The sequence below is a fragment of the Pseudomonas sp. BW16M2 genome (genome assembly GCF_014268865.1).
In the GTDB taxonomy this organism is placed as follows: domain Bacteria; phylum Pseudomonadota; class Gammaproteobacteria; order Pseudomonadales; family Pseudomonadaceae; genus Aquipseudomonas; species Aquipseudomonas peradeniyensis.
Window position 1 is genome coordinate 191,101 of the sequence record NZ_JABWRI010000001.1, and the last position, 20,792, is coordinate 211,892.

The 20,792-nt window shown below is 63.3% G+C and carries 25 protein-coding genes and 1 tRNA gene; 15 read left to right on the plus strand and 11 right to left on the minus strand.

Features of this window, described 5'->3' with window-relative positions:
* Positions 1-67: 67 nt before the first annotated feature.
* Positions 68-1,453: a GABA permease gene (gabP, locus tag HU735_RS00795; RefSeq protein WP_186712049.1), complete on the minus strand. Its 1,386-nt coding sequence runs from the start codon at positions 1,451-1,453 to the stop codon at positions 68-70.
* A gap of 606 nt (positions 1,454-2,059) precedes the next feature.
* Here gabP and HU735_RS00800 point away from each other — a divergent pair.
* From HU735_RS00800 to HU735_RS00820, 5 genes are all read left to right on the plus strand, one after another.
* Entirely contained in the window at positions 2,060-2,833 is a 774-nt protein-coding gene (locus HU735_RS00800) for an ABC transporter ATP-binding protein (protein ID WP_050703399.1), read from the plus strand.
* An 11-nt stretch (positions 2,834-2,844) separates the two neighbouring features.
* A complete protein-coding gene (locus tag HU735_RS00805; RefSeq protein ID WP_186712050.1) occupies positions 2,845-3,606 on the plus strand; it encodes an ABC transporter substrate-binding protein in 762 nt (253 codons plus the stop codon).
* A 57-nt stretch (positions 3,607-3,663) separates the two neighbouring features.
* On the plus strand, positions 3,664-4,356 hold the full coding sequence (locus tag HU735_RS00810) for an ABC transporter permease (protein ID WP_186712051.1): 693 nt from the start codon (positions 3,664-3,666) through the stop codon (positions 4,354-4,356).
* On the plus strand, positions 4,357-5,046 hold the full coding sequence (locus HU735_RS00815; protein ID WP_028688474.1) for an ABC transporter permease: 690 nt from the start codon (positions 4,357-4,359) through the stop codon (positions 5,044-5,046).
* A 94-nt stretch (positions 5,047-5,140) separates the two neighbouring features.
* Positions 5,141-6,367 carry a methyltransferase gene (locus HU735_RS00820; protein ID WP_186712052.1) on the plus strand — a complete coding sequence of 409 codons (1,227 nt, stop codon included), beginning with the start codon at positions 5,141-5,143 and terminating at the stop codon, positions 6,365-6,367.
* A 225-nt stretch (positions 6,368-6,592) separates the two neighbouring features.
* Here the strand turns inward: HU735_RS00820 and mdtI are convergent, their stop codons facing one another.
* Together mdtI and HU735_RS00830 are read right to left on the minus strand one after the other, a co-directional pair.
* Complete coding sequence (gene mdtI / locus HU735_RS00825; RefSeq protein ID WP_186712053.1) at positions 6,593-6,910, minus strand: multidrug/spermidine efflux SMR transporter subunit MdtI; 318 nt, start codon at positions 6,908-6,910, stop codon at positions 6,593-6,595.
* Complete coding sequence (locus HU735_RS00830; RefSeq protein WP_028688477.1) at positions 6,904-7,263, minus strand: multidrug/spermidine efflux SMR transporter subunit MdtJ; 360 nt, start codon at positions 7,261-7,263, stop codon at positions 6,904-6,906. The genes mdtI and HU735_RS00830 overlap by 7 nt, the downstream gene beginning before the upstream one ends.
* A 527-nt stretch (positions 7,264-7,790) precedes the next feature.
* On the opposite strand from HU735_RS00830, the gene HU735_RS00835 reads away from it, so the two are divergent.
* The 9 genes from HU735_RS00835 to HU735_RS00875 all read left to right on the plus strand — a co-directional run bounded on the left by HU735_RS00835 (position 7,791) and on the right by HU735_RS00875 (position 11,715).
* The gene (locus HU735_RS00835) at positions 7,791-8,369 is read left to right on the plus strand and encodes a hypothetical protein (protein ID WP_186712054.1); all 579 of its coding nucleotides are present in this window, start codon (positions 7,791-7,793) and stop codon (positions 8,367-8,369) included.
* Positions 8,370-8,378: 9 nt separating this feature from the next.
* Complete coding sequence (locus tag HU735_RS00840; protein WP_023629980.1) at positions 8,379-8,585, plus strand: helix-turn-helix transcriptional regulator; 207 nt, start codon at positions 8,379-8,381, stop codon at positions 8,583-8,585.
* Between the two features lie 18 nt (positions 8,586-8,603).
* Positions 8,604-8,990: a hypothetical protein gene (locus tag HU735_RS00845; protein WP_050703393.1), complete on the plus strand. Its 387-nt coding sequence runs from the start codon at positions 8,604-8,606 to the stop codon at positions 8,988-8,990.
* Between the two features lie 22 nt (positions 8,991-9,012).
* On the plus strand, positions 9,013-9,264 hold the full coding sequence (locus HU735_RS00850; protein WP_186712055.1) for a hypothetical protein: 252 nt from the start codon (positions 9,013-9,015) through the stop codon (positions 9,262-9,264).
* 98 nt (positions 9,265-9,362) lie between these two features.
* Positions 9,363-9,438, plus strand: a tRNA-Thr gene (locus HU735_RS00855).
* A gap of 155 nt (positions 9,439-9,593) precedes the next feature.
* Positions 9,594-10,739 carry a copper-containing nitrite reductase gene (gene nirK, locus HU735_RS00860; RefSeq protein WP_186712056.1) on the plus strand — a complete coding sequence of 382 codons (1,146 nt, stop codon included), beginning with the start codon at positions 9,594-9,596 and terminating at the stop codon, positions 10,737-10,739.
* A gap of 77 nt (positions 10,740-10,816) precedes the next feature.
* Complete coding sequence (locus tag HU735_RS00865) at positions 10,817-11,029, plus strand: DUF3079 domain-containing protein (RefSeq protein WP_186712057.1); 213 nt, start codon at positions 10,817-10,819, stop codon at positions 11,027-11,029.
* A 79-nt stretch (positions 11,030-11,108) separates the two neighbouring features.
* Positions 11,109-11,357, plus strand: coding sequence for a type II toxin-antitoxin system Phd/YefM family antitoxin (locus HU735_RS00870; RefSeq protein WP_186712058.1), 249 nt, complete (start codon positions 11,109-11,111; stop codon positions 11,355-11,357).
* A 10-nt stretch (positions 11,358-11,367) separates the two neighbouring features.
* Positions 11,368-11,715: a type II toxin-antitoxin system RelE/ParE family toxin gene (locus HU735_RS00875; RefSeq protein WP_186712059.1), complete on the plus strand. Its 348-nt coding sequence runs from the start codon at positions 11,368-11,370 to the stop codon at positions 11,713-11,715.
* 202 nt (positions 11,716-11,917) lie between these two features.
* Here HU735_RS00875 and HU735_RS00880 read toward each other — a convergent pair whose 3' ends face one another.
* The 4 genes from HU735_RS00880 to HU735_RS00895 all read right to left on the minus strand — a co-directional run bounded on the left by HU735_RS00880 (position 11,918) and on the right by HU735_RS00895 (position 14,393).
* Positions 11,918-12,331 carry a type II toxin-antitoxin system HicB family antitoxin gene (locus HU735_RS00880; RefSeq protein ID WP_050703389.1) on the minus strand — a complete coding sequence of 138 codons (414 nt, stop codon included), beginning with the start codon at positions 12,329-12,331 and terminating at the stop codon, positions 11,918-11,920.
* Positions 12,332-12,348: 17 nt separating this feature from the next.
* Positions 12,349-12,540 carry a type II toxin-antitoxin system HicA family toxin gene (locus HU735_RS00885; protein WP_186712060.1) on the minus strand — a complete coding sequence of 64 codons (192 nt, stop codon included), beginning with the start codon at positions 12,538-12,540 and terminating at the stop codon, positions 12,349-12,351.
* Between the two features lie 176 nt (positions 12,541-12,716).
* Positions 12,717-13,262 carry a phosphonate degradation HD-domain oxygenase gene (locus tag HU735_RS00890; protein ID WP_186712061.1) on the minus strand — a complete coding sequence of 182 codons (546 nt, stop codon included), beginning with the start codon at positions 13,260-13,262 and terminating at the stop codon, positions 12,717-12,719.
* Between the two features lie 72 nt (positions 13,263-13,334).
* Positions 13,335-14,393, minus strand: coding sequence for a haloacid dehalogenase-like hydrolase (locus tag HU735_RS00895; RefSeq protein ID WP_186712062.1), 1,059 nt, complete (start codon positions 14,391-14,393; stop codon positions 13,335-13,337).
* 244 nt (positions 14,394-14,637) lie between these two features.
* Here HU735_RS00895 and HU735_RS00900 point away from each other — a divergent pair, with 244 nt between their 5' ends.
* Positions 14,638-16,029 (plus strand): L-cystine transporter, encoded by a 1,392-nt coding sequence (locus HU735_RS00900; protein WP_186712063.1) that lies wholly within the window; start codon positions 14,638-14,640, stop codon positions 16,027-16,029.
* 40 nt (positions 16,030-16,069) lie between these two features.
* Here the strand turns inward: HU735_RS00900 and HU735_RS00905 are convergent, their stop codons facing one another.
* The 4 genes from HU735_RS00905 to HU735_RS00920 form a co-directional block, all read right to left on the minus strand.
* The gene (locus HU735_RS00905) at positions 16,070-18,457 is read right to left on the minus strand and encodes a TonB-dependent receptor (protein WP_186712064.1); all 2,388 of its coding nucleotides are present in this window, start codon (positions 18,455-18,457) and stop codon (positions 16,070-16,072) included.
* Positions 18,458-18,580: 123 nt separating this feature from the next.
* A complete protein-coding gene (locus HU735_RS00910) occupies positions 18,581-19,564 on the minus strand; it encodes a FecR family protein (RefSeq protein WP_238349727.1) in 984 nt (327 codons plus the stop codon).
* Positions 19,561-20,094: a sigma-70 family RNA polymerase sigma factor gene (locus HU735_RS00915; protein WP_186712065.1), complete on the minus strand. Its 534-nt coding sequence runs from the start codon at positions 20,092-20,094 to the stop codon at positions 19,561-19,563. Before HU735_RS00915 ends, HU735_RS00910 begins: the two co-directional genes overlap by 4 nt.
* 147 nt (positions 20,095-20,241) lie before the next feature.
* On the minus strand, positions 20,242-20,760 hold the full coding sequence (locus tag HU735_RS00920; protein ID WP_186712066.1) for a dihydrofolate reductase: 519 nt from the start codon (positions 20,758-20,760) through the stop codon (positions 20,242-20,244).
* Positions 20,761-20,792 lie beyond the last annotated feature (32 nt).

Sequence of the window (20,792 nt, forward strand, 5' to 3'; positions counted from 1 at the left end):
CCGCACCAGGCAAACAAAAAGGCCGCGCCCCTCACAGGACGCGGCCTTTGCATTTCATGCCAGCGGATCAGCTATCCAGCGCCACCCGCGCAGCAGCGCCGCGCTTGCGATGCAGCAACAGGCCTGCCGCCACCACACCAATGCTCAGGATCGCCGTGGCGATGATCTCGGCACGGTGGTCTTCACGCAGGGCCATCACCACCAGGATGGCGATGATGAAGGCGATGGTCGCCCAGGTCAGGCCCGGGAACATCCACATCTTGAACGAGATCTTCTCGCCCTTGGCCTCACGCTGGGCACGCATGCGCAGTTGCGACACGGCGATCACCAGGTACACCAGCAGGGCGATGGCGCCGGAGCTGGCCAGCAGGAACTCGAACACCGCGGCCGGGGCCAGGAAGTTGGCGAACACGCACAGGAAGGCGGCGGCGGTGGACAGCAGCACGGCCCAGTGCGGGGTGCCCGCCTTGGTGGTGCGCTGGGCGATGGCCGGGGCGTCGCCACGCTTGCTCAGGGAGAACAGCATGCGCGAGGAGGTGTACAGCGCCGAGTTCAGGCAGCTGGTCACGGCAATCAGCACGACGATGTCGACGATCAGCTTGGCATTCGGCACGCCGATCAGGCTGAGGACGGTCTGGTAGGAGCCTTTCTCGGCCAGGGCCGGATCGTTCCACGGCACCATGGCCACGACCAAGAAAATCGACACCAGGTAGAACAGGCAGATACGCCAGATCACCGAGTTGGTGGCCTTGCTGATCTGCTTGCCCGGGTCTTTCGACTCGGCGGCTGCGATGGTGACGATCTCGGTACCCATGAACGAGAACATGGTGGTCAGCATCGCGGCCAGCACCGCGCCCAGGCCGTTGGGCATGAAGCCCTGGGTATCGAACAGGTGGCTGATGCCGCTGACCTGGCTGCTCGGCACCATGCCGAACATGGCCGCGCAACCGACGACGATGAAGCCGATGATCGCCAGCACCTTGAGCAGGGCGAACCAGAACTCGAACTCACCGTAGTTCTTCACGCTGAACAGGTTGGTGACGGTCAGCGCCAGGGTGATGATCAGGGAGAACGCCCACAGGTCCACCGACGGGAACCAGGCATGCAGGATGGCGGCGGCGGCGTTGGCCTCCAGCGGGATCACCAGGACCCAGAACCACCAGTACAGCCAGCCGATGGTGAAACCGGCCCAGCGCCCGATGGCGCGGTCGGCGTAGGTGGAGAAGGAACCGGTGTCAGGCGAGGCAACCGCCATTTCGCCGAGCATGCGCATCACCAGCACCACCAGGGTACCGGCAGCGGCGTAGGCCAGCAGCACGGCAGGGCCGGCGGCAGCGATGGCATGACCGGAGCCGACGAACAGGCCGGCGCCGATCACGCCGGCAATCGACAGCATGGTCACATGCCGTTGCTTGAGCCCCTGAGCGAGGTCATTGGAATTGTTACCGCTCATAAAACTACCTTTGTAAGGAGGTGGACTACACGAATGACTGGCCAGCGCGCCGGGGTGTGAGTGGGCGTCGCTGCATTCAGTAGTTTCGGGATGGCAATAAGCGGGCCAGCTGAGAATGGCTTTCGTCTGAAATGTTTCTGTAACCAATAACGACGCGGCTTGCAGGGCATTGTGCCAAGCTTTGACCGAAAGGTCGTCAAATCCCCATGCCAAGTTGGGATTACTGAAATACCCACTTACAAACGCACCAAAGGTGCCCCTCGGTAACACCTGGGCACACATTCAGGGCAGGGCAAAGCGCAACCTCAAGGCGCAACCGCGCACTCGCATAACCCGCGACACAGTGCCACCCAGCCAAAAACGGCTTCCCAGACCGGAACAAAGCTGGCACCATCGCGCCTTTTTTCATCAAAGCTCCGGTGCTGGGCAAAACGCCATTGCGGATATCCTGGCGACAGTCCACTGCAGCGATGCGACAAACTGTCCCACCAGCGACCCGAGCTCCCCGCGACCCGGTTGGCCGCCGTTGCGCCGCTATGCTAGCGTGGCGCTCGCCAGGAAGGCCGCCAACAGCTGGGAACGCACCCGAACACATGAGGACCGCACATGGCCCAGGCCACGCCCGCGCTGGAAATCCGCAACCTGCACAAACGCTATGGCGAGCAGGAAATTCTCAAGGGCATTTCGCTGACCGCGCGCGACGGTGACGTGATCTCCATCCTCGGCTCGTCCGGCTCTGGCAAGTCCACCCTGCTGCGCTGCATCAACCTGCTGGAGAACCCGCACCAGGGCGAAATCATCGTCGCCGGCGAGACCCTCAAGCTCAAGGCGCAGAAGAACGGCGACCTGATCGCCGCCGACAACCGCCAGATCAACCGCCTGCGCAGCGAGATCGGCTTTGTCTTCCAGAATTTCAACCTGTGGCCGCACATGTCGATCCTCGACAACATCATCGAGGCGCCGCGCCGCGTGCTCGGCCAGAGCAAGGCCGAGGCCACCGAGCACGCCGAGGCGCTGCTGAACAAGGTCGGCATCTTCGACAAGCGCCACAGCTACCCCGCACAGCTTTCCGGTGGCCAGCAACAGCGCGCCGCCATCGCCCGTACCCTGGCCATGAAGCCCAAGGTCATCCTGTTCGACGAGCCGACCTCGGCGCTCGATCCGGAAATGGTCCAGGAAGTGCTTAACGTCATCCGCGCATTGGCCGAAGAAGGCCGTACCATGCTGCTGGTGACGCACGAGATGAACTTTGCCCGCCAGGTGTCCAGTGAAGTGGTCTTCCTGCACCAGGGCCTGGTCGAAGAGCAGGGATCGCCGCAGCAGGTCTTCGAGAACCCGACCTCGGCGCGTTGCAAGCAATTCATGTCCAGCCACCGCTAACGGAGCACTACATGCAGACCTATAAGAAGTTCCTCCTGGCAGCTGCTGCCACGCTGGTGATGTCGGCCAACGCCATGGCCGCCGAGAAACTGCGCATGGGTATCGAAGCCGCCTACCCACCGTTCAACAACAAGGATGCCAGCGGCCAGGTCGTCGGCTTCGACAAGGACATCGGCGACGCCCTGTGCGCCAAGATGAAGGTCGAGTGCGAAGTGGTCACTTCCGACTGGGACGGCATCATCCCGGCGTTGAACGCCAAGAAGTTCGACTTCATCGTCTCGTCGTTGTCGATCACCGACGAGCGCAAGCAAGCCGTCGACTTCACCGATCCCTACTACTCGAACAAGCAGCAGTTCATCGCGCCGAAGAACGTCGACTTCAAGACCGACCGCGCCTCGCTCAAGGGCAAGACCATCGGTACCCAGCGCGCCACCCAGGCCGCAACCTGGCTGGATGACAACGGCGGCATGGACGGCGAGTTCAAGGTCAACCTCTACGACGGCCAGGAAAACGCCTACCTGGACCTGACCTCCGGCCGTGTCGACGCCATCCTCGCCGACAAGTACGCCAACTACGACTGGCTGAAATCCGAAGCCGGCAAGAACTACGAGTTCAAGGGCGATCCGGTCAACGAAAGCGACAAGGTCGGCATCGCCGTACGCAAGGGCGACAACGAACTGCGTAACAAGCTCAATGCCGCGCTGAAGGAAATCGTCGCCGACGGCACCTACAAGAAGATCAACGACAAGTACTTCCCGTTCAGCATCTATTGATTCGCCCCGACAGGCATCGCCGCCATGGCGGTGCCTGTCCCTTGAACAAACTTACCCATGACTATCGACCTGCACGGATTCGGCCCGGCCATGATGGCCGGTACCCTGATGACCGTAAAACTGGCGCTCTGCGCCTTGCTGCTGGGGCTGGCCCTGGGCCTGCTCGGCGCCTTGGCCAAGACTTCGTCGGTCAAGCCGCTGCAATGGCTTGGCGGCACCTATTCCACGTTGGTGCGCGGCGTACCTGAATTGCTTTGGGTGCTGCTCATCTACTTCGGCACCGTCGGGCTGATGAACAGCCTTGGCGCCGCCCTGAACATACCGGGCCTTGAGCTCAGCGCCTTCGCGGCTGGCGTCATCGCCCTCGGCCTGTGCTTCGGCGCCTATGCCACGGAAGTGTTCCGCGGCGCGATCCTGGCCATTCCCAAGGGGCACCGTGAAGCGGGCCTGGCGCTGGGCCTGTCCAAGGGCCGCATCCTCTCGCGGATCATCCTCCCGCAGATGTGGCGCATCGCCCTGCCGGGCCTGGGCAACCTGTTCATGATCCTGATGAAGGACACCGCGCTGGTGTCGGTGATCGGCCTTGAAGAAATCATGCGCCACGCGCAGATCGGCGTGACCGTGACCAAGGAGCCGTTCACCTTCTACGCGGTTGCCGCCTGCATCTACCTGGGCCTGACCATCATCGCGATGATCGGCATGCACTTCCTGGAAAAGCGCGCCGCTCGCGGCTTCGTGAGGGCCGAGTAAATGAACTGGGAAGTCATCATCAAGTGGCTGCCACGCCTGGCCCAGGGCGCGACCCTGACCCTGGAGCTGGTGGCCATCGCCGTCATCGCCGGCCTGATCCTGGCCATTCCGCTGGGGGTGGCGCGCTCTTCGCGGCACTGGTACGTGCGCGCCCTGCCCTACGGCTACATCTTCTTCTTCCGCGGCACGCCGCTGCTGGTGCAGCTGTTCCTGGTCTACTACGGCCTGGCCCAGTTCGAAGTGGTGCGCAACAGTTCGCTGTGGCCGTACCTGCGCGATCCGTTCTGGTGCACGGTGCTGACCATGACCCTGCACACTGCCGCCTATATCGCCGAGATCCTGCGCGGCGCCCTGCAGGCGATCCCCAAGGGCGAGATCGAGGCAGCCCGGGCACTGGGCATGTCGCGGGGCAAGACGCTGTTCTACATCATGCTGCCGCGCGCCACGCGCATCGGCCTGCCGGCCTACAGCAACGAAGTGATCCTGATGCTCAAGGCCAGCGCCCTGGCCAGCACCGTGACGCTGCTGGAGCTGACCGGCATGGCGCGGACCATCATTGCCCGGACCTACCTGCCGGTGGAGATCTTCTTTGCCGCCGGGGTGTTCTACCTGGTGATCTCGTTCGTGCTGGTGCAGGGCTTCAAGGTGCTGGAGCGCTGGCTGCGCGTGGATGCCTGCCAGGGACGTTGACCCCGGGGCCGCACGCGGCCCCCTCTCTGTAGGAGCGGCCTTGTGCCGCGATGGGCTGCACAGCAGCCCCTCTCGCTAGCGCCCCGGTGCTCGAATGACCACATCCCCCATCCTGCAAACCGACCAGCTCTTCGAGCGCTTCCAGGCCCTCGACCGCTTCCTCACACAGCACCAGCCCCTGTGGCACCCACGCCCGTTCACCCACCTGCACCTGGCGTGGGAAGACGAGCACTCGGCACTGTCCCATTGGCTGCGCCAACGCACTCTCGAGCAAGCCGAATCCCCCGACGATACACCTGAGGCCCCAGCCCCCTTCCCACAACTGGCCGCCGAAGCCGCGCAGCTGTCCGCCGTCGGCGAGCTGCCCGACGCCGGCCTGCATCCCGCCGGCCACCGCCTCGATGTCGGTGTGCCCGGCCGCAAGTGGCAGCAGATCGAGGCCTTCAGCCGTCGCCTGGCGTTCAGCCAACCCGCCCGGCACTGGCTCGACTGGTGTTCCGGCAAAGGCCACCTGGGCCGTCGCCTGTTGCAGACCGACCAGCAACTGACCTGCCTGGAGTACGACGCTGAACTGGTCAGCGCCGGCAAGGCCCTGAGCGAGCATCACCACCTGCCCGCCACCCACGTGCACCAGGACGTCATGGCCGCCGACAGCGCCCGCCACCTGGACGCCGACAAGAGCGCGGTCGCCCTGCACGCCTGCGGCGACCTGCATGTTCGGCTCATGCAGCTGGCAAGCCAGCAGGGTTGCCGGCAGATCGCCGTTGCGCCCTGCTGCTACAACCGCATCCAGGGCAAGGCCTATCAGCCGCTCTCCAGCGCCGCCCGGGCCTCGGCGCTGGCGTTGACCCAGGAAGACCTGGGCCTGCCGTTGAGCGAGGCGGTCACCTCCAGCCTGCGCACCCGCCGCCAGCGCGACACCTCAATGGCCCGCCGCCTGGGCTTCGACCTCTTGCAGCGCCAGCAACGTGGCATCGACGACTACCTGCCCACGCCATCGCTGCCGGTCAGCTGGCTGGCAAAGCCCTTCGAGCAGTACTGCCGCGACTTGGCCGAACTCAAGCAGGTCACGATCAACGGCAACCCCGACTGGGCCGCCCTGGAAGCCGCCGGCCAGCGACGCCTGGCCGAGGTACGCAACCTCGAGCGGGTACGCAATCTCTTCCGCCGCCCCCTGGAAATGTGGCTAGTGCTCGACCGTGCCCTGTTCCTTCAGGAGCAGGGGTATGCGGTTCGGGTCGGCGTGTTCTGCGATTACCCGCTGACGCCGCGCAATCTGCTGCTGCTGGGCGAGCGTGACACAGCGCCGCAGCGCGGTTGACAGCCTGTGGATAACTCTGTGAACAAGCTTGTGATGAAAATCACCAAATCTTGGATCCAGAGGCTATTTGCGCTGCTTTGCTTATTCCACGGCTGGCGTCAACGCCAGTAAATACAAGCCTTTGCGCAAAGACCGATGGTAGCGCCGGCCGGCATGCCTTTCGCGCAAGCGATCAATGCCCATTGTGCATAAACCATTCGGCCAAGCGCTTTGGCAGGGGTCTTGTCAAGCCAGTTTGAGCAAGCTCATGCCTACCAGCAGCAGCACCAGACCGAGCCAGCCGCGCCCGGCCAGTCGCTGACCGAACAGGGCCCAGCCCATGGCCACGGTGGCGAGAATCCCAAAGCCACCCCAGATCGCGTAGGCCAGCGACAGGTCGATGTCCTTGACCGCCTGGGCCAGCGCAGTGAACGCCGCCAGCACACACAGGATCGAGGCCACGCCCAGGCCCTTGCGGCGGAAACCGTCGGAATACTTAAGCAGCAGGTTGGCCAGAACTTCCAGCACGATGGCCAGGCCCAGCCAGGCAAATGGAATCAGCATGGCACGGCCTCCCCTTCACGTTCGACAGCCTTGGCCCGGGTGCCGGCCTTGACCAGCAGGATGCCGGCGATCATCACCGCCAGGCCCAGGGCCTTGGTCCAGCCCAGGCTTTCGCCGAGCCAGAGCACGCTGATCAAGGTGATCAGCACGATACCGAACCCTTCCCACAGCGCGTAGGCGACACCCACCGGCACGCGCTTGACCGCCAGGGCCAGGAAGAAATACGACAGACAGATCATGACGTACATGACGGCATGCCCCAGCACGGGGAAATGGGTGGCGGCGAGTTTCATCGACGCCGTGCCGATCACCTCGAAGGTGATGGCGACGATCAGGTAGATCCAGGAACGCATGATGCCCTCCCATGGGCGACAGCAGCCGAGCGCACAGGCATCGGCACCAGACAGAGACGTTTACGGCTGTAAAGGGAGGGTGGCGCTAGAGGTCGCCGGTCCAGTGACGCTCACGGGAAACCAGGCGGGAGGAAGAGAGGAGCTTGAAAGCTTTACTGTTCAACATAATGAACACAAGATTAGCTGAGCTGATCGATTAAGTCAAAACGATAGGCTGAGACTAAATATTTCTCGCGAAAAATTGCGCGTCTCCAGATTTATCCCCTTAAAGCCTGCTGAAAGCTTCGTAAATTATATTCCCCACACTCGTTCCTATGGAGATGACCCTACGACTGCCCTAAAGCGTAGGCAGGTATCCTCAGCGTGGGAGCGGGCTGGCCCCGCGATCACCGGCAAGGCCGGTGCCATGCCTACTCCCTCCTCCTGCGACAAAGCGTCGCCACAGTCCAAAACACAAAATTAATTATTGTTTTACGATAATTATTCAAGAATAATCCGCCCCGTTCATCACTGTACGGAGGCACCCCATGAACAGTAGATCCGTGGCCTATGCGCGTTCGCGCCTACGCACCATCGGCACATTTGCCGCCTACCTGGCCTGGACGACCGCGATCGTCGAGTTGGCGGCCATCCCGTTGCTCTGCATCTTCGACTTCCCTGAAATGCTCAACGGCTACCTGCAGGCCTATGGCGACCAGATGCCCCTGCTGCTGGAACCCGGCTACATGGCATCTCCCCTGGCCATCGGCCTGGTACTGGCCGTGGACATGATCCCGACGATGATTTCCGTCATCGCCCTCTGCCTGACCGGCCTGTTCTTCCACCGGCTGTCCCGTGGCCAGACCTGGACCTCGGATAATATCAAGCTGCTGTGGTGGGTCGGCCTGCTGTGCATCTTCACCCCGTTGCTGTGGCCGGTGACCTACACCTTGCAAGGCCTGGCCCTGGCCATCGACCTGCCGGCCGGCGAAAGGAGCTTCAGCTTCTCGATCGGTGTATCATCGCAGGCTGTCTACGAGATCATGAAAGGCATCCTGCTGTGTGCCTTCTCGCTGCTCATGCGTGACGCCAAGACCATCAGCGATGAACACAACTGTTATGTCTGACTGCTTCCTATGCCGATAATCATCCGCCTCGACGTCGTCATGGCCCGGAACAAGATGCGTTCCAAGGACCTGGCGGAAATCATCGGTATCACGGAAGCGAACCTGTCGCTGCTGAAGAACGGCAAGATCAAGGGTTTCAAGATCGAGACCCTGGAGAAGCTGTGTCGCGCCCTGAACTGCCAGCCCGGCGATCTGCTGGAGTTCAGCGACGAATGATCAAGGACTGCAACACCCATGGCACTTTTCCACAACAGTTTGGCCGCCCTCGTGCTGGCCTGCCTGGCCTTGGCCCTGGCCGGCTGCGGCCCGAGCTACACCTATAGATACTCGCCACCGCCCAGCGCGCATGGCATGAATTGCATCAACAGCTGTTCGACGCAGCGCAACCACTGCCAGCAGATGGCGCGCCTGCAGGAGAACAGCGAACGTGCGTTGCACCAGGCCGAGATGAGGGCCTACCAGTACTGCCAGAACGGCAAGAGCAAGAAGGAAGCGCGTCACAGTTGCTACTACCCGAGCTACCCCTCCTACACGGGGAGCAGCTACAGTTGCGGCAATGACTACGATTCCTGCTACATGGCCTGCGGCGGCACCATCCAGCGCATCCTGAACAAAGACTGATCCCGGAACGGACTCGAACATCGTGAAACACGCCAAACCCTTCGCCCTGCTGACCCTCGCCCTGGCCATGACCGGCTGCGCCAGCGGCACGCCCTCGAGCAAGCCCGCCCCGCTGAACTGGAACATGCCCGGCATGCAACTGGGCGGCGACCGCGGCCTGCCCCTGCACAACGCCGACGGCACCTGCCGCAAGCGCGGCTGCGACAACGGCAAGCTGTTCTTCAACCCGGGCCAGCCCGAGCCGAGCGTCAACTCGATCCACCGCGGCTGGTAGGAAAATTCTCCTTTGTGCGCGGTGACTTAGGGGAATGTGCGATGGATGCAACGAAGTGGTTTACAGCGGCAAATCCATCGCTATAATGACGCCCCTGTGCCGGTATAGCTCAGATGGTAGAGCAACTGACTTGTAATCAGTAGGTCCCGGGTTCGATTCCTGGTGCCGGCACCATCCTCAAAAGCCTCGACGAACGTCGGGGCTTTTTCGTTTCAGCCCCTGCGACACATTGCCCACCCTCTCCACTTCTTGTTCTCCCTCAATAAACCCTACATTCAAAGCGGCTATTCCTGTGCCCGACGGCTTTCGTCGACTTAAGGAGAAGTCCCATGAACGAGCAACAAGGCGTGTCCCTGACCCGGCGTGGCATGCTGGCCGGTTCCGTGATGCTGGGCGTCGGCGCCTCGGCGCTGGGCAGTGGCCTGGCAAAGGCCACGACCGCAGTGCCGGGCCAGGACCCGGCGGTTGACCTGGCAAAACTGCAGCGCGTCAGCGTCGAGCTGGTGGCGCCGCCTCAAGTCCACCCTCACACCCAGCGTGCCGAGGGCAAGCCGCGGATCGTCGAGTTCCGCATGGTCATCGAAGAGAAGGAGCTGGCCATCGACACCGCCGGCGCCTACATCCACGCCATGACTTTCAACGGCTCGGTTCCTGGCCCGCTGATGGTGGTGCACGAGGGCGACTACGTGGAGCTCACCCTGGTCAACCCGTCCAGCAACAGCATGATGCACAACATCGACTTCCACGCATCCACCGGCGCCCTCGGCGGCGGCGAGCTGACCCACGTGAAGCCCGGCGAGCAAGTGATATTACGCTTCAAGGCCGACCGTGCCGGGGTGTTCGTGTATCACTGCGCGCCGGGTGGGGCGATGATTCCCTGGCATGTGGTGTGCGGCATGAACGGCGCGATCATGGTCCTGCCCCGCGACGGCCTGAAGGACCCCGAGGGCCGGCCGTTGCACTACGACAAGGTCTGGTACATCGGCGAGCAGGACTACTACATCCCCCGCGACAAGGACGGCAAGTACAAGCGCTACGCCAACCCCATGGCCAGCTTCGGCGACATGAGCCAGCTGATGAAGGGGTTGGTGCCCAGCCATGTGGTGTTCAACGGCAGCGTCGGCGCCCTGACCGGCAAGCAGGCGCTCACCGCCAAGGTCGGCGAGACCGTGCTGATCGTTCACTCCCAGGCCAACCGCGACACGCGCCCGCACCTGATCGGCGGCCACGGCGACTATGTCTGGGCCTCGGGCAAGTTCGCCAACCCGCCGCAACGCAACCTGGAAACCTGGTTCATCCCCGGCGGCGCGGCGGGCGCGGCGCTGTACACCTTCCGCCAGCCCGGGTTGTACACCTACCTCAACCACAACCTGATCGAAGCGGTGATGCTCGGCGCCGCCGCGCATGTACAGGTCGAGGGCCAGTGGAACGACGACCTGATGAAACAGGTTCAGGCGCCCGGGCCGATCAGCTAGCGGCATTGACTCCGATCAAGCCCCTTGGCCATGCGCGGCATAGCCTGAGCGCAGGCATTCACTTCATGGAGGGAGACATGGCCAAGCGATTTCCCAACAACCCCAGCCATCCCGAGCGGATCTGCTGGGGCTGCGACCTGTACTGCCCGGCCAAGGCGCTGGCATGCGGCAACGGCGCGGACCGGACCATGCATCCGGTGGAGTTGTTCGGGGAGGATTGGAACCAACTGGATGATCACCTCGACAGGCCAGTCGACAGCCATGTGGATCGCCCATTGAATACTGGCTGACGCTGCTTGCCAGACCTACGGTCTTGATTCAGTCTGAATTTGGACTACGATGCATCCCACTGCACTCGAGGACACTCAGATGAGAGTCGAAACTATCAGCTACCTGAAGCGCCATGCCGCAGACCTCGACCTGGAAGAGCCCATGGTGGTCACCCAGAATGGCACACCCGCGTATGTGATTGAATCCTATGCAGATCGCAAGCGTCGCGACGAAGCCATCGCCCTGGTCAAGCTTCTGGCCATGGGCTCACGCGAGTACGCTCAAGGCAAACACAGCTCTGCGGGCGATCTCAAGGCGCGTCTTGCCAGGAAGTTCGCCGAGGACTAAGCGATAACGCATGGCCAAGCCAAGTATTCGTTTCACCGACTCCGCGTCACAAAGCCTTGAGGACCAGGTTCATCATCTGGCGGTCTACAACGGCGCCGCAGCAGCACTTGACACGATCACCAACCTGATCGATGCCATTGAGCACAAGCTCTCGATGGCCCCCGCCGCCTATCCCATCAGTCCTCAGGCCAGCGAGCTGGGCGTGGCGCACTACCGGGAACTGAATCTTGCGGGTTACCGTGTGTTCTACGAGATCGTCGAGGACGGGCGAGTGGTGGCCGTGGAGCTGGTCGTGAGGCAGAAGCAAAGCATCGAGCAGGCGCTTGTCCGTTACTGCCTCATCTATCCCCTGGCCTGACACATGTAGTCACTTGATCGCCAGTTGAAGCTGTCACAGGTGTCGCCGGTCAATGGGTACTTGGCCAAGGCGTTGCAGATCACATAGTCCGACCAGTTCGGGTTGGGGCTGAGCATCACCTAGATTATCGCGGCCAATCCTGGCAGCGAGCTGCTGCTGGAGTACCGACAGTGTGCGACTGCCCTTGGATGCAAGCCGCTGATCACTTGCAATCCCCCTGCAAAATCCTCAGCGCCGCCTCGGCCAGGAAACCCGAGCGACTCTTGTGCTCCGGGTGGTTCTGCACGTACGAGTCGATGCGGGTGAGCAGGTACGCCGGTAGCGTGATGTTAAGTTTCTCGGCCTTGCCCAGGTAACGGGTGATGTCGATATCGATCAGCGCCCAGGTACAGCCGGCATAGGACGGATTGGCCGCGTGTACGCTGACCAGGCTGGCCTTGGGGATCTCCTGCTGGTCCTGGGCCAGCAGTTCGAGGTGGCCTTCGATGGCTTCGCGGGCCATCGCGATGGCGTTGTCGAGGTCTTCGCCGGCCGAGAAACAGCCCGGGATGTCAGGGACTTCCACACCCCAGGCGTGTTGATCGTCACCGGGGAGAATCGCAATGGGGAACAACATGGTGATGGGTCTCCTCGTCAGCTGGCATAGCCGATCCGCGCCTGGCGCAGGATGCTGGCCGCAGTGGCCGGCAGCAGGTCTTTCTTCGGGTGCGGGATGGTGACCAGGCCTGCCTTTTCGGGATGCTTGAAGTGATGGTGGCTGCCTTTCGAACGCACCAGGTACCAACCATCCGCTTCGATCACTGAAATCATTTCACGGCTGTTCATGAACCCATTCCTTGGGCCGGCCGCTTGGTGGTTAGTATAACCACCAAGCGGCATTTATCAACACCATACCCACTATTGCGACGAGTGGGCTGCCAGGAAGGGAAGTATGGTAAGAGGCACAGCATGAGTACTTGGAGAAGTGATGCGGGATCTTGCGATGAGGGATAATGAATCGATCAAAGTACCGCCAGCGCCTTTTTCTTCAGTACCTCCAGGTCCATCACCGGCACCCCGGTCAGCTTCGCCATCTCGTCCCACTCGCGCAGGCGCAGACTCACCCGGAATAGAGGGTCGGCCTCGAACGCATCGGCTTCGCTGTCGCTCATCACCCCGCCCTGATACGCCAGCGTGCGCCGGCTGGCCTCGCTCAGGCGATCGTAGTAACCGGGCTGGCGCAAGGTCAGGTAGCGCTTGGCCTCGACGTGATACTGCACCAGCCGCGCCAGGCGCTCGCTGAAGCCGCAGCGGCGCAGGTACTCGGCACCGATACGTTCATGGCTGACGATGCCATAGCCGCCCATGTCCTCGCCCTCGCACAGGTGGCCGATGTCGTGGAAGAAGGCGGCAAGGACCACTTCGTCGTCGTAGCCCTCCTCCATCGCCAGCTGGGCGGCCTGGGACATATGCTCGATCTGGGTGATGGCTTCACCGATGTAGTCGGCACTGCCGTGGCGCTCGTAGAGGGCGAAGGTGTCGCTGATGATCTGGGTGGGCGTGGACATTGTGCCTAATCCTGACTGACCTGGCCTGTCGCTATCGCGGGGCAAGCCCCGCGACAGGACCATGACGACTTGTTACTGAATCTGCTCCGGGGTCACGATCACCCAGTTCTTGTCCGCGGTAACCGGCAACCCTTCCCTGGCCTGGGCCGCCGCGTTCTTCGCGATCATGCCGTTGAGCTGATCCATGTACTTGGCCTTGCGGTTTATCCACAGGTGGATGCCGCCCTTGCCCACATCCACGCCATGGAACTGCATGTAGCCATCGCTGGTCGGGGTGTCGCCGCCTACCAGCACCGGTTTCTTCCACTCATCGATATAAGTCAGGATCGCCGCCTGCTTGCCAGCCATCCAGGTGGCCGGGGTCCACAGGTAAGGCGTCAGTTCCAGGCCTTCATTGGCCTTGGGATCGTACTGCCCGGCAGTGATCTGCTTGCGCGCCGTGGTCAGCTGGCCACTGGCGCGGTCCTTGAGCAGCAGGCTCACGCCGATCACGTTCTGCGGTTTGACGTTGTAACCGTACTTGGGATCGGAGGCGACCATGCGCACCAGCTCTTCGGAGGCCGCGGAAATCACGTAGACCTCGATGCCGTTCTCCATCAGCTTGTTGTACAGCTCGGCCTGGCCGGTGAACACTTTCGGCGGTTGCACCTCGATGGTCTTGACCTGATCCCCCTCGAAATACGTACTGGGGATCGGCTTGCCCGAGGCCATCAGCTCGTCGACCTGCTGCTTCAGCTCCTTGAGGGTGAAGCCCGAGAACACCTGGGCCACCCAGGGGTAGCAGACCATGTCGTCGAGCTCGCACAGGCGGTAGTAGTAGCTGAACAGGCTCTCCTTGTGCTCGGCGGTGTCCTTGAACGGGATCAACTTGAGCGAGGGGTCGAGCTTGTCACGGCTCAGCAGGCCCTTGTTTTCCATGAACGGCAGCAGCGCTTCCTCGAGGTCGAAGCGGTAGCTGGTGTTGTCCATGTCGAATACCGCGTAATTACCCTTGTTGGCATTGGCGGCAATCATCGCATCGAGCTTCTGCGCGGCCGCGGCCGGCCAGTGCTTGAGCTCGGTGGCCGCCCAGCTGCTGGCGCTCAGCAACAGGGCCAGGCCGCCGGCAAGGATTCTCGGAGCAGACATCATGTGCGGTTCTCCAAAAGACGTGGCCGCTCAACCCTAGACCTGAATTGTGACAAACAGGCATGCGTGAGCGACCCCGAGACAACCGCAAACGCCATGTTCATTGCCAAAAACGACCAGGCGTTATTCCATAAACGACTATGCAAATTACTTTTAGGTATAAATTCGTTTGTTTTCAGGCTGTTAGCATTTCCGTTCGTAATCGCTCACAGAGGCGATGCCTCTTCCGCCTTTTCCTGGAGCTTCAATGAACCTGCCGCTGTCACTCAACCTGCTGGCGTTCCTGGCCCTGTTGCTGGGCCTGGCGCAAACCCGCCGCACCGACTGGAGCCTGGCCAAGAAAGTGCTGCTGGGCCTGGTGCTGGGCGTGGTGTTCGGCCTGGTCCTGCACACGATCTATGGCGCCGGCCACCCGGTGCTCAAGGCCACCCTCGGCTGGCTCGACCTGGTCGGCAACGGCTATGTCGGCCTGCTGCAGATGATCGTCATGCCGCTGATCTTCGCCTCGATCCTCAGCGCCGTGGCGCGCCTGCACAACGCCTCGAGCCTGGGCCGGATCAGCGTGCTGAGCATTGGCGCCCTGCTGCTGACCACCGCCATCGCCGCGCTGATCGGCATCGTCCTGACCAACCTGTTCGGCCTGAACGCCGAGGGGCTGGTCGCCGGCGCCCAGGAAAGCGCCCGCCTGCAGGCCATCCACAACGACTACGCGGGCAAGGTCGCCGACCTCAACATCCCGCAGCTGCTGTTGTCGTTCATCCCGACCAACCCGGTGGGCGACCTGGCCCGAGCCAAGCCGACCTCGATCATCAGCGTGGTGATCTTCGCCGTGTTCCTGGGCCTGGCCGCGCTGCAACTGATCAAGGACGACAAGGACAAGGGCGAGCGCGCCCTGTCGGCCATCGACGTGCTGCAGGCCTGGGTGATGCGCCTGGTGCGCCTGGTGATGAAACTCACCCCTTATGGTGTGCTGGCCTTGATGACCAAGGTGGTGGCCAGCTCCAACCTCGAGGATATCCTCAAGCTGGGCAGCTTCGTGGTGGTGTCGTACATCGGCCTGGGCCTGATGTTCGTGGTCCACGGGGTGATCCTGGCGCTGACCGGCGTCAGCCCGCTGCGCTTCCTGCGCAAGGTGTGGCCGGTGCTGACCTTCGCCTTTACCAGCCGCTCCAGCGCCGCCAGCATTCCGCTGAACATCGAGGCGCAGACGCAACGCCTGGGTGTGCCGCAGTCGATCGCCAGCTTCAGCGCCTCGTTCGGCGCGACCATCGGCCAGAACGGCTGCGCCGGGCTGTACCCGGCGATGCTCGCGGTGATGGTTGCCCCGGCCGTGGGTATCGATACTTTCGACCCGCTGTGGATCGCCACCCTGGTGGCCATCGTCACCCTGAGTTCGGCCGGTGTGGCCGGCGTGGGTGGCGGCGCGACCTTCGCCGCGCTGATCGTGCTGCCGGCCATGGGCCTGCCAGTGGAGCTGGTGGCCTTGCTGATCTCGGTGGAGCCGCTGATCGACATGGGGCGTACGGCGCTGAACGTGAATGGTTCGATGATGGCGGGGGTGGTTACCAGCCAGTTGCTCAAGCAGACCGATCAGCAGGTGCTGAGCGGGGATGAGCATGCTGAGTTGAGTCATTCCTGATAGATCGCTGGGGCTGCTGCGCAGCCCCGGCGATTCAGGCTCAGTACGTCGCCCGCATCGACAACGTGAAGTTGCGCGGCTCGCCATAGAAGTTCGAGCCCCAGGCACTGTCCACACGCTCGTAGTACACCCGGTCGAACAGGTTGTTGGCGGTCAGCGTCGCCGACAGGTGCTTGTTGAAGCGATACCCCACCTGCGCCGTGGCCACGCTATAGCCGCCCTGGACGAAGTCCACGCCATTGCGCGTGTAGTAGGTGGAACTGACCACCCGCACGCCGCCACCGACACTGAACCCTTCCAGCGGCCCATCGGCGAACGCATAGCGCGTCCACACGTTGAAGTTGTGCTTGGGCGTGATGCTGATGCCCTGGTAATCGGCCTGACGCCCCGACTCCAGCCGCGTGAAGGCGTAGCCGGTGCTGACGCTCCAGTTGTCGGTCAGGTTGCCGGACAGCTCGGTTTCCCAACCCTGGCTGCGCACCTTGGCCTGGGCCTCGTAGAACGGCGTCTGGCCGATCTGCTGGGCGCGGTTCTCGTCGTAGATGCGAAACACCGACACGCTGCCGTTCAGGCGACCGTCGAAGAACTCCCGCTTCAGGCCCAATTCATACTGCTTGCCCTCGCGCGGCTCCACCGTGCTGTTGCCGCCAGCCATCTGCGTCTGTGGCTTGTAAACGGTCGTGTAACTGGCATACGCCGACAGCTCTGGAGTGAGCTTGGCGACCAGCGCACCGTAGGGGATCACCTTGCGGCGCACGCTGCTGTGAGGGTCGGAGAATTCGTTGAAGAACGGGTTGGCGTTGTGGCCGTCGCTGTCGAACCAGATCACCCGGCTGCCGAGGATCACGTCCAGCCAGTCGTTGGCGCTGACCTTGGTGCGCGCATACAGCCCGTACTGGTTCGACTTGGACGCGTTGCCGTTGTCCATCACGTAGTCGATTCTGGGAATATTGATACTGCCCGGGTCGAACACGTTGATATCGAAGTACTCCCGGCCACCGTAGCGAAAATCCTTGTCCACATGCTGATAGTCGGCGCCCACCGTCAGCTCATGGGTACGCCCGAACGCCTCGAACGGCCGCGTCACGAAGCTGTCCAGGCCCAGGGTCTTGATATGGGTGTAGTAGTTGTAGGCCACCGCCGAACTGGCGCCGGTCTCGGGATTCACCGAACCGTCGGTCCAGGTGAAGTCGCGCGTCGGCGTCTCGGCGTCGCGGTAGGTCAGCGAGGTCTTGAACTGGCCACCGTCGTCCAGCGCATGGTCGACCTCGAAGAAGCTTTCCCAGACCCGCTCGTCCAGTTCGTTCCACTTGGCGTCGACGAACGTCGAGCGCTTGACGTCGAGCAGCTTGCCGCTGTCGTAGGCCGGCAGGCCGAACGCGGGCACCGACTTGTTGCGCTGGTAGGCGCCGCCCAGGGTCAGGGTGGTGGCCGGCGACAGGTCGTATTCCAGGCGCCCGTACATCATCGGGCGCTCGTTCTGGGCATGGTCGACGAAGGCCTGGTTGTTCTCGTAGGCGGTGACGAAGCGCCCGCGCAGGCTGCCGTCGCTGTTCAGCGGCCCGGTGACATCCACCGTGGAGTGGTAGCGGTCATAGGTGCCCGCCGACAGCTCGCCGGACAGGGCGAACTGCCCCAGCGCCCGCTTGCGCACCAGGTTGATGGTGCCGCCGGGCTCGCCCGCGCCCTGGTACAGGCCGGACGGCCCGCGCAGCACTTCGACGCGGTCGTACATGGCCAGGTCGAAGGCCGTGGCCATGTCGCCCTGCCCGGTGGGCTGGGTGACGCCATCGACCTGCACCATGTCGACCGGGAAGCCGCGCATGTACACGTCGTTGAGGTTGGAGCCGGTGTTGTAGCTCTTGATCGTGGTGCCGGTTACCTGGCGCATGGCGTCCTGCAGACTGTTCATGTTCTGGTCGTCCAGGCGCTTGCGGGTCATCACCGAGACCGACTGCGGGATGTCCTTGAGCTTCTGCTCACCCTTGCCGATGGTCAGCGAACCGGTGGTGTAAGAGTTGGTGCCTTCGGTGGTGGCGCCCAACTGGCTGCTGTCGATCTTCACCGCGCCCAGTTGCATCGCGCTGTCGCCCGCGGCGCGCCGGCGCTCCAGGGTGACGCTGTCACCGTCGATGTAGGCGGCGCTCAGGCCGGTGCCCTGGAGCAGGCGGGCCAGCGCCTGGTCCTGTGGATAACTGCCGCTCAGACCCGCCGAGCGCAGGCCCTGGGTGAACTCGCCCGGCACCAGTACCTGGATCCGGGTGACCGCACTGAAGGCCGCCAGGGCCGAGTCCAGCGACTGCGCCGGAATGTCGAAACGGTAGACCTGCGCCTGGACGGCGGCCTGGGCTTGTCCAGGACCGGCCAGCGCGGCGCTGCCAAGCGCGATGGCCAGGCCGAGCGCGGCCCGAGTGGCGGTGGTTTTCATCAGTGGGGCTCCCCGAGATCGTTCAAGTCGTCGACTGGCGCGGCACTGTCTGAGAGTGCTTATTATTTGCGCCTACTAAATCAAGGACGTCGGTCGAGCGGGAATCCCCGAAAATATTTTCAGTCAGCCTTCACGAAGGATGCGCAGGTAGGCCGTGTACTGGTCGGCGCGCACGCCCAGGGTGTGGGTCAACGCCTTGAGCACGGCGTCCGGCTTGTCGATGTCGAACACCCCGGAAACCTTGCGCTGGCGCAGGCCATCGCCCAGCACCAGGGTCTGTCCGGGCCAGTAACGGTTGAGCTCGGCGACCACCTCGCCTAAAGGCTGCTGGCTGAACACCAGTTGCCGCTCGCGCCAGGCGAAGGCACGGCCAGGCTCGAAGCCATGCACAGCACCCGGCCCACTGGCCGCGTATTCCACCGCCTGTCCAGGTTCGAGGAACACGCCCTGGCCGGTGCCAGCACGAACCTCGACCTTGCCCTGGGCCAGCTGCACGCGGGTCTGCCCATGCACCTCGGCGACGCTGAACCGCGTGCCGACCACCCGCACCCAGCCCTCGCCGGCCCGCACCACAAACGGCCGGGCCGGGTCGCGAGTCACCTCGAACCAGGCCTCGCCGCGCAGCAGCCGGACACGCCGCTCATCCGCGCCCAGCTCGACCTGCAAGGCGCTGTCGGTGTTGAGTTGGATCCGCGAGCCATCCTCCAGCTGCAAGCTGCGCGTTTCCCCCGTGGTGGTGGCGTAGTCAGCGCGCCAGCGGTCGAGCCAGGGCGTCTGGCCGATCAGCACACCCAACAACAGCACGGCCGCTGCAGCACTCGCCACCCTGGGCCAGATGCGCCGCCGGGGGGCGCGCCAAGCGGCCTGCTGCTGCTCGCGCAGACGCCTGGCCGGGCCTTGCAAGGCGCCCAGTAGATCGAGCACTTCCTCCCAGGCCTTGGCATGGGACCGCCCCTGCGCCCGCCAGACGGCGAACGCCTGGCGTTCGGCCAGGGTGACGTCCTCGGCATGCAGGCGGTAATACCAGGCCGTGGCTTCGGCGAACAGGCGCTCGCTTTCGGGCAGGTCGCTCATGGGATCGGTCGCATTCTCGGGGTGACGGCTCATGGACGTTGCTCCCTCGCGTCACCGGCCAGCCGTGCCTGGATGAAGGCACGGCAATCGAGCAAGGCCCGCCGCAGCTGGTACTCGACGCTGCGCGGCGTGACCTGCAGGCGCTCGCCGATCTCGCGGTAGGTGCAACCGTCAACATGATAGAGCAGGAAGATGTGCCGGGTCGCCTCGGGCAGCGACTGGATCGCCGCCTGCATCAGCGCCTGCTCCTGCTGCGCGGCCAGCTGGTCGTCGGCGCCGGGGGCTTCGCTGGCCAGCTCCTCGCTGGGCTCGCCGCCATCCAGGCGCTCACGGCGAATGGCCTGGCGCTGATGATCGCGCACCAGGTTGCTGGCAATCGTGAAGAGGAAGGCCGGGAGGTTGTCGATCTGCTTGTCGGCAGGCAGTCGCGCCAGACGCAGGAAGGACTCCTGGGTCAGGTCAGCGGCTACCTGGGTGCTGCCGGTGCGCCGTGCGACGAATGCCTCGAGGGCCTTCTTGTGCTCGGTGAACAACCGGGCGATCTGCTTGTTCCACGAAGACACGGCACATCCTGGCTCTGAGTCTCAAGAGGAGCGAACGCTAGCAGAAGATGATATTTGTTCGCAATTGTAACGACCGCGCTGCAACACGCCACAGAACCTGTAGGAGCGGGCTTGCCCCGCAAAGGGCTGCGCAGCAGCCCCAGGTTTTCAGACCTTGTCCCAGACTTCGAAGTGATAAACCGGCCCCTGCCCCTCGGCAGGTTGCGGCTCACTCGAGCTCAGTTGCCACTGTCCGCGATCGAACGCTGGGAACCAGGCATCACCCTCCGGCGACAGCTCAACCCGGGTCAGGTACATGCGCTTCACCAGCCCTTTCTCCAACGCCTGCCCATACAGCTGCGCGCCACCGATCAGCATCAGCTCGCCGACGCCCTGCTCCCGCGCCCACTGCTCGGCGCGCACCAGTGCCTCTTCCAGCGAAGCGAACACCTCGGCCCCGGCCAGTTGCAGGCCCGGCTGACGGCTGACGACGATATTCAACCGCCCCGGCAACGGCCGGCCCAGCGAATCCCAGGTCTTGCGGCCCATGATGATCGGCTTGCCCAGGGTGGTGGCCTTGAAGTACTTGAAATCCCCCGGCAGGTGCCAGGGCATGGAGTTGTCGATGCCGATCACACGGTTCTCGGCGAGCGCCGCGATCAGGCTGAGGGGGAGTGATGTGTTCATGCCGGCGAGGATAGCATCGGGCACGTGGGTTA

Excerpts from the sequence above, each read along its gene's own strand:
- gabP (WP_186712049.1), bottom strand. The coding sequence starts at position 1,453 with ATGAGCGGTAACAATTCCAATGACCTCGCTCAGGGGCTCAAGCAACGG.
- HU735_RS00800 (WP_050703399.1), top strand. The coding sequence starts at position 2,060 with ATGGCCCAGGCCACGCCCGCGCTGGAAATCCGCAACCTGCACAAACGC.
- HU735_RS00805 (WP_186712050.1), top strand. The coding sequence starts at position 2,845 with ATGCAGACCTATAAGAAGTTCCTCCTGGCAGCTGCTGCCACGCTGGTG.
- HU735_RS00810 (WP_186712051.1), top strand. The coding sequence starts at position 3,664 with ATGACTATCGACCTGCACGGATTCGGCCCGGCCATGATGGCCGGTACC.
- HU735_RS00815 (WP_028688474.1), top strand. The coding sequence starts at position 4,357 with ATGAACTGGGAAGTCATCATCAAGTGGCTGCCACGCCTGGCCCAGGGC.
- HU735_RS00820 (WP_186712052.1), top strand. The coding sequence starts at position 5,141 with ATGACCACATCCCCCATCCTGCAAACCGACCAGCTCTTCGAGCGCTTC.
- mdtI (WP_186712053.1), bottom strand. The coding sequence starts at position 6,910 with ATGCTGATTCCATTTGCCTGGCTGGGCCTGGCCATCGTGCTGGAAGTT.
- HU735_RS00830 (WP_028688477.1), bottom strand. The coding sequence starts at position 7,263 with ATGCGTTCCTGGATCTACCTGATCGTCGCCATCACCTTCGAGGTGATC.
- HU735_RS00835 (WP_186712054.1), top strand. The coding sequence starts at position 7,791 with ATGAACAGTAGATCCGTGGCCTATGCGCGTTCGCGCCTACGCACCATC.
- HU735_RS00840 (WP_023629980.1), top strand. The coding sequence starts at position 8,379 with ATGCCGATAATCATCCGCCTCGACGTCGTCATGGCCCGGAACAAGATG.
- HU735_RS00845 (WP_050703393.1), top strand. The coding sequence starts at position 8,604 with ATGGCACTTTTCCACAACAGTTTGGCCGCCCTCGTGCTGGCCTGCCTG.
- nirK (WP_186712056.1), top strand. The coding sequence starts at position 9,594 with ATGAACGAGCAACAAGGCGTGTCCCTGACCCGGCGTGGCATGCTGGCC.
- HU735_RS00865 (WP_186712057.1), top strand. The coding sequence starts at position 10,817 with ATGGCCAAGCGATTTCCCAACAACCCCAGCCATCCCGAGCGGATCTGC.
- HU735_RS00870 (WP_186712058.1), top strand. The coding sequence starts at position 11,109 with ATGAGAGTCGAAACTATCAGCTACCTGAAGCGCCATGCCGCAGACCTC.
- HU735_RS00875 (WP_186712059.1), top strand. The coding sequence starts at position 11,368 with ATGGCCAAGCCAAGTATTCGTTTCACCGACTCCGCGTCACAAAGCCTT.
- HU735_RS00880 (WP_050703389.1), bottom strand. The coding sequence starts at position 12,331 with ATGTTGTTCCCCATTGCGATTCTCCCCGGTGACGATCAACACGCCTGG.
- HU735_RS00885 (WP_186712060.1), bottom strand. The coding sequence starts at position 12,540 with ATGAACAGCCGTGAAATGATTTCAGTGATCGAAGCGGATGGTTGGTAC.
- HU735_RS00890 (WP_186712061.1), bottom strand. The coding sequence starts at position 13,262 with ATGTCCACGCCCACCCAGATCATCAGCGACACCTTCGCCCTCTACGAG.
- HU735_RS00895 (WP_186712062.1), bottom strand. The coding sequence starts at position 14,393 with ATGATGTCTGCTCCGAGAATCCTTGCCGGCGGCCTGGCCCTGTTGCTG.
- HU735_RS00900 (WP_186712063.1), top strand. The coding sequence starts at position 14,638 with ATGAACCTGCCGCTGTCACTCAACCTGCTGGCGTTCCTGGCCCTGTTG.
- HU735_RS00905 (WP_186712064.1), bottom strand. The coding sequence starts at position 18,457 with ATGAAAACCACCGCCACTCGGGCCGCGCTCGGCCTGGCCATCGCGCTT.
- HU735_RS00910 (WP_238349727.1), bottom strand. The coding sequence starts at position 19,564 with ATGAGCCGTCACCCCGAGAATGCGACCGATCCCATGAGCGACCTGCCC.
- HU735_RS00920 (WP_186712066.1), bottom strand. The coding sequence starts at position 20,760 with ATGAACACATCACTCCCCCTCAGCCTGATCGCGGCGCTCGCCGAGAAC.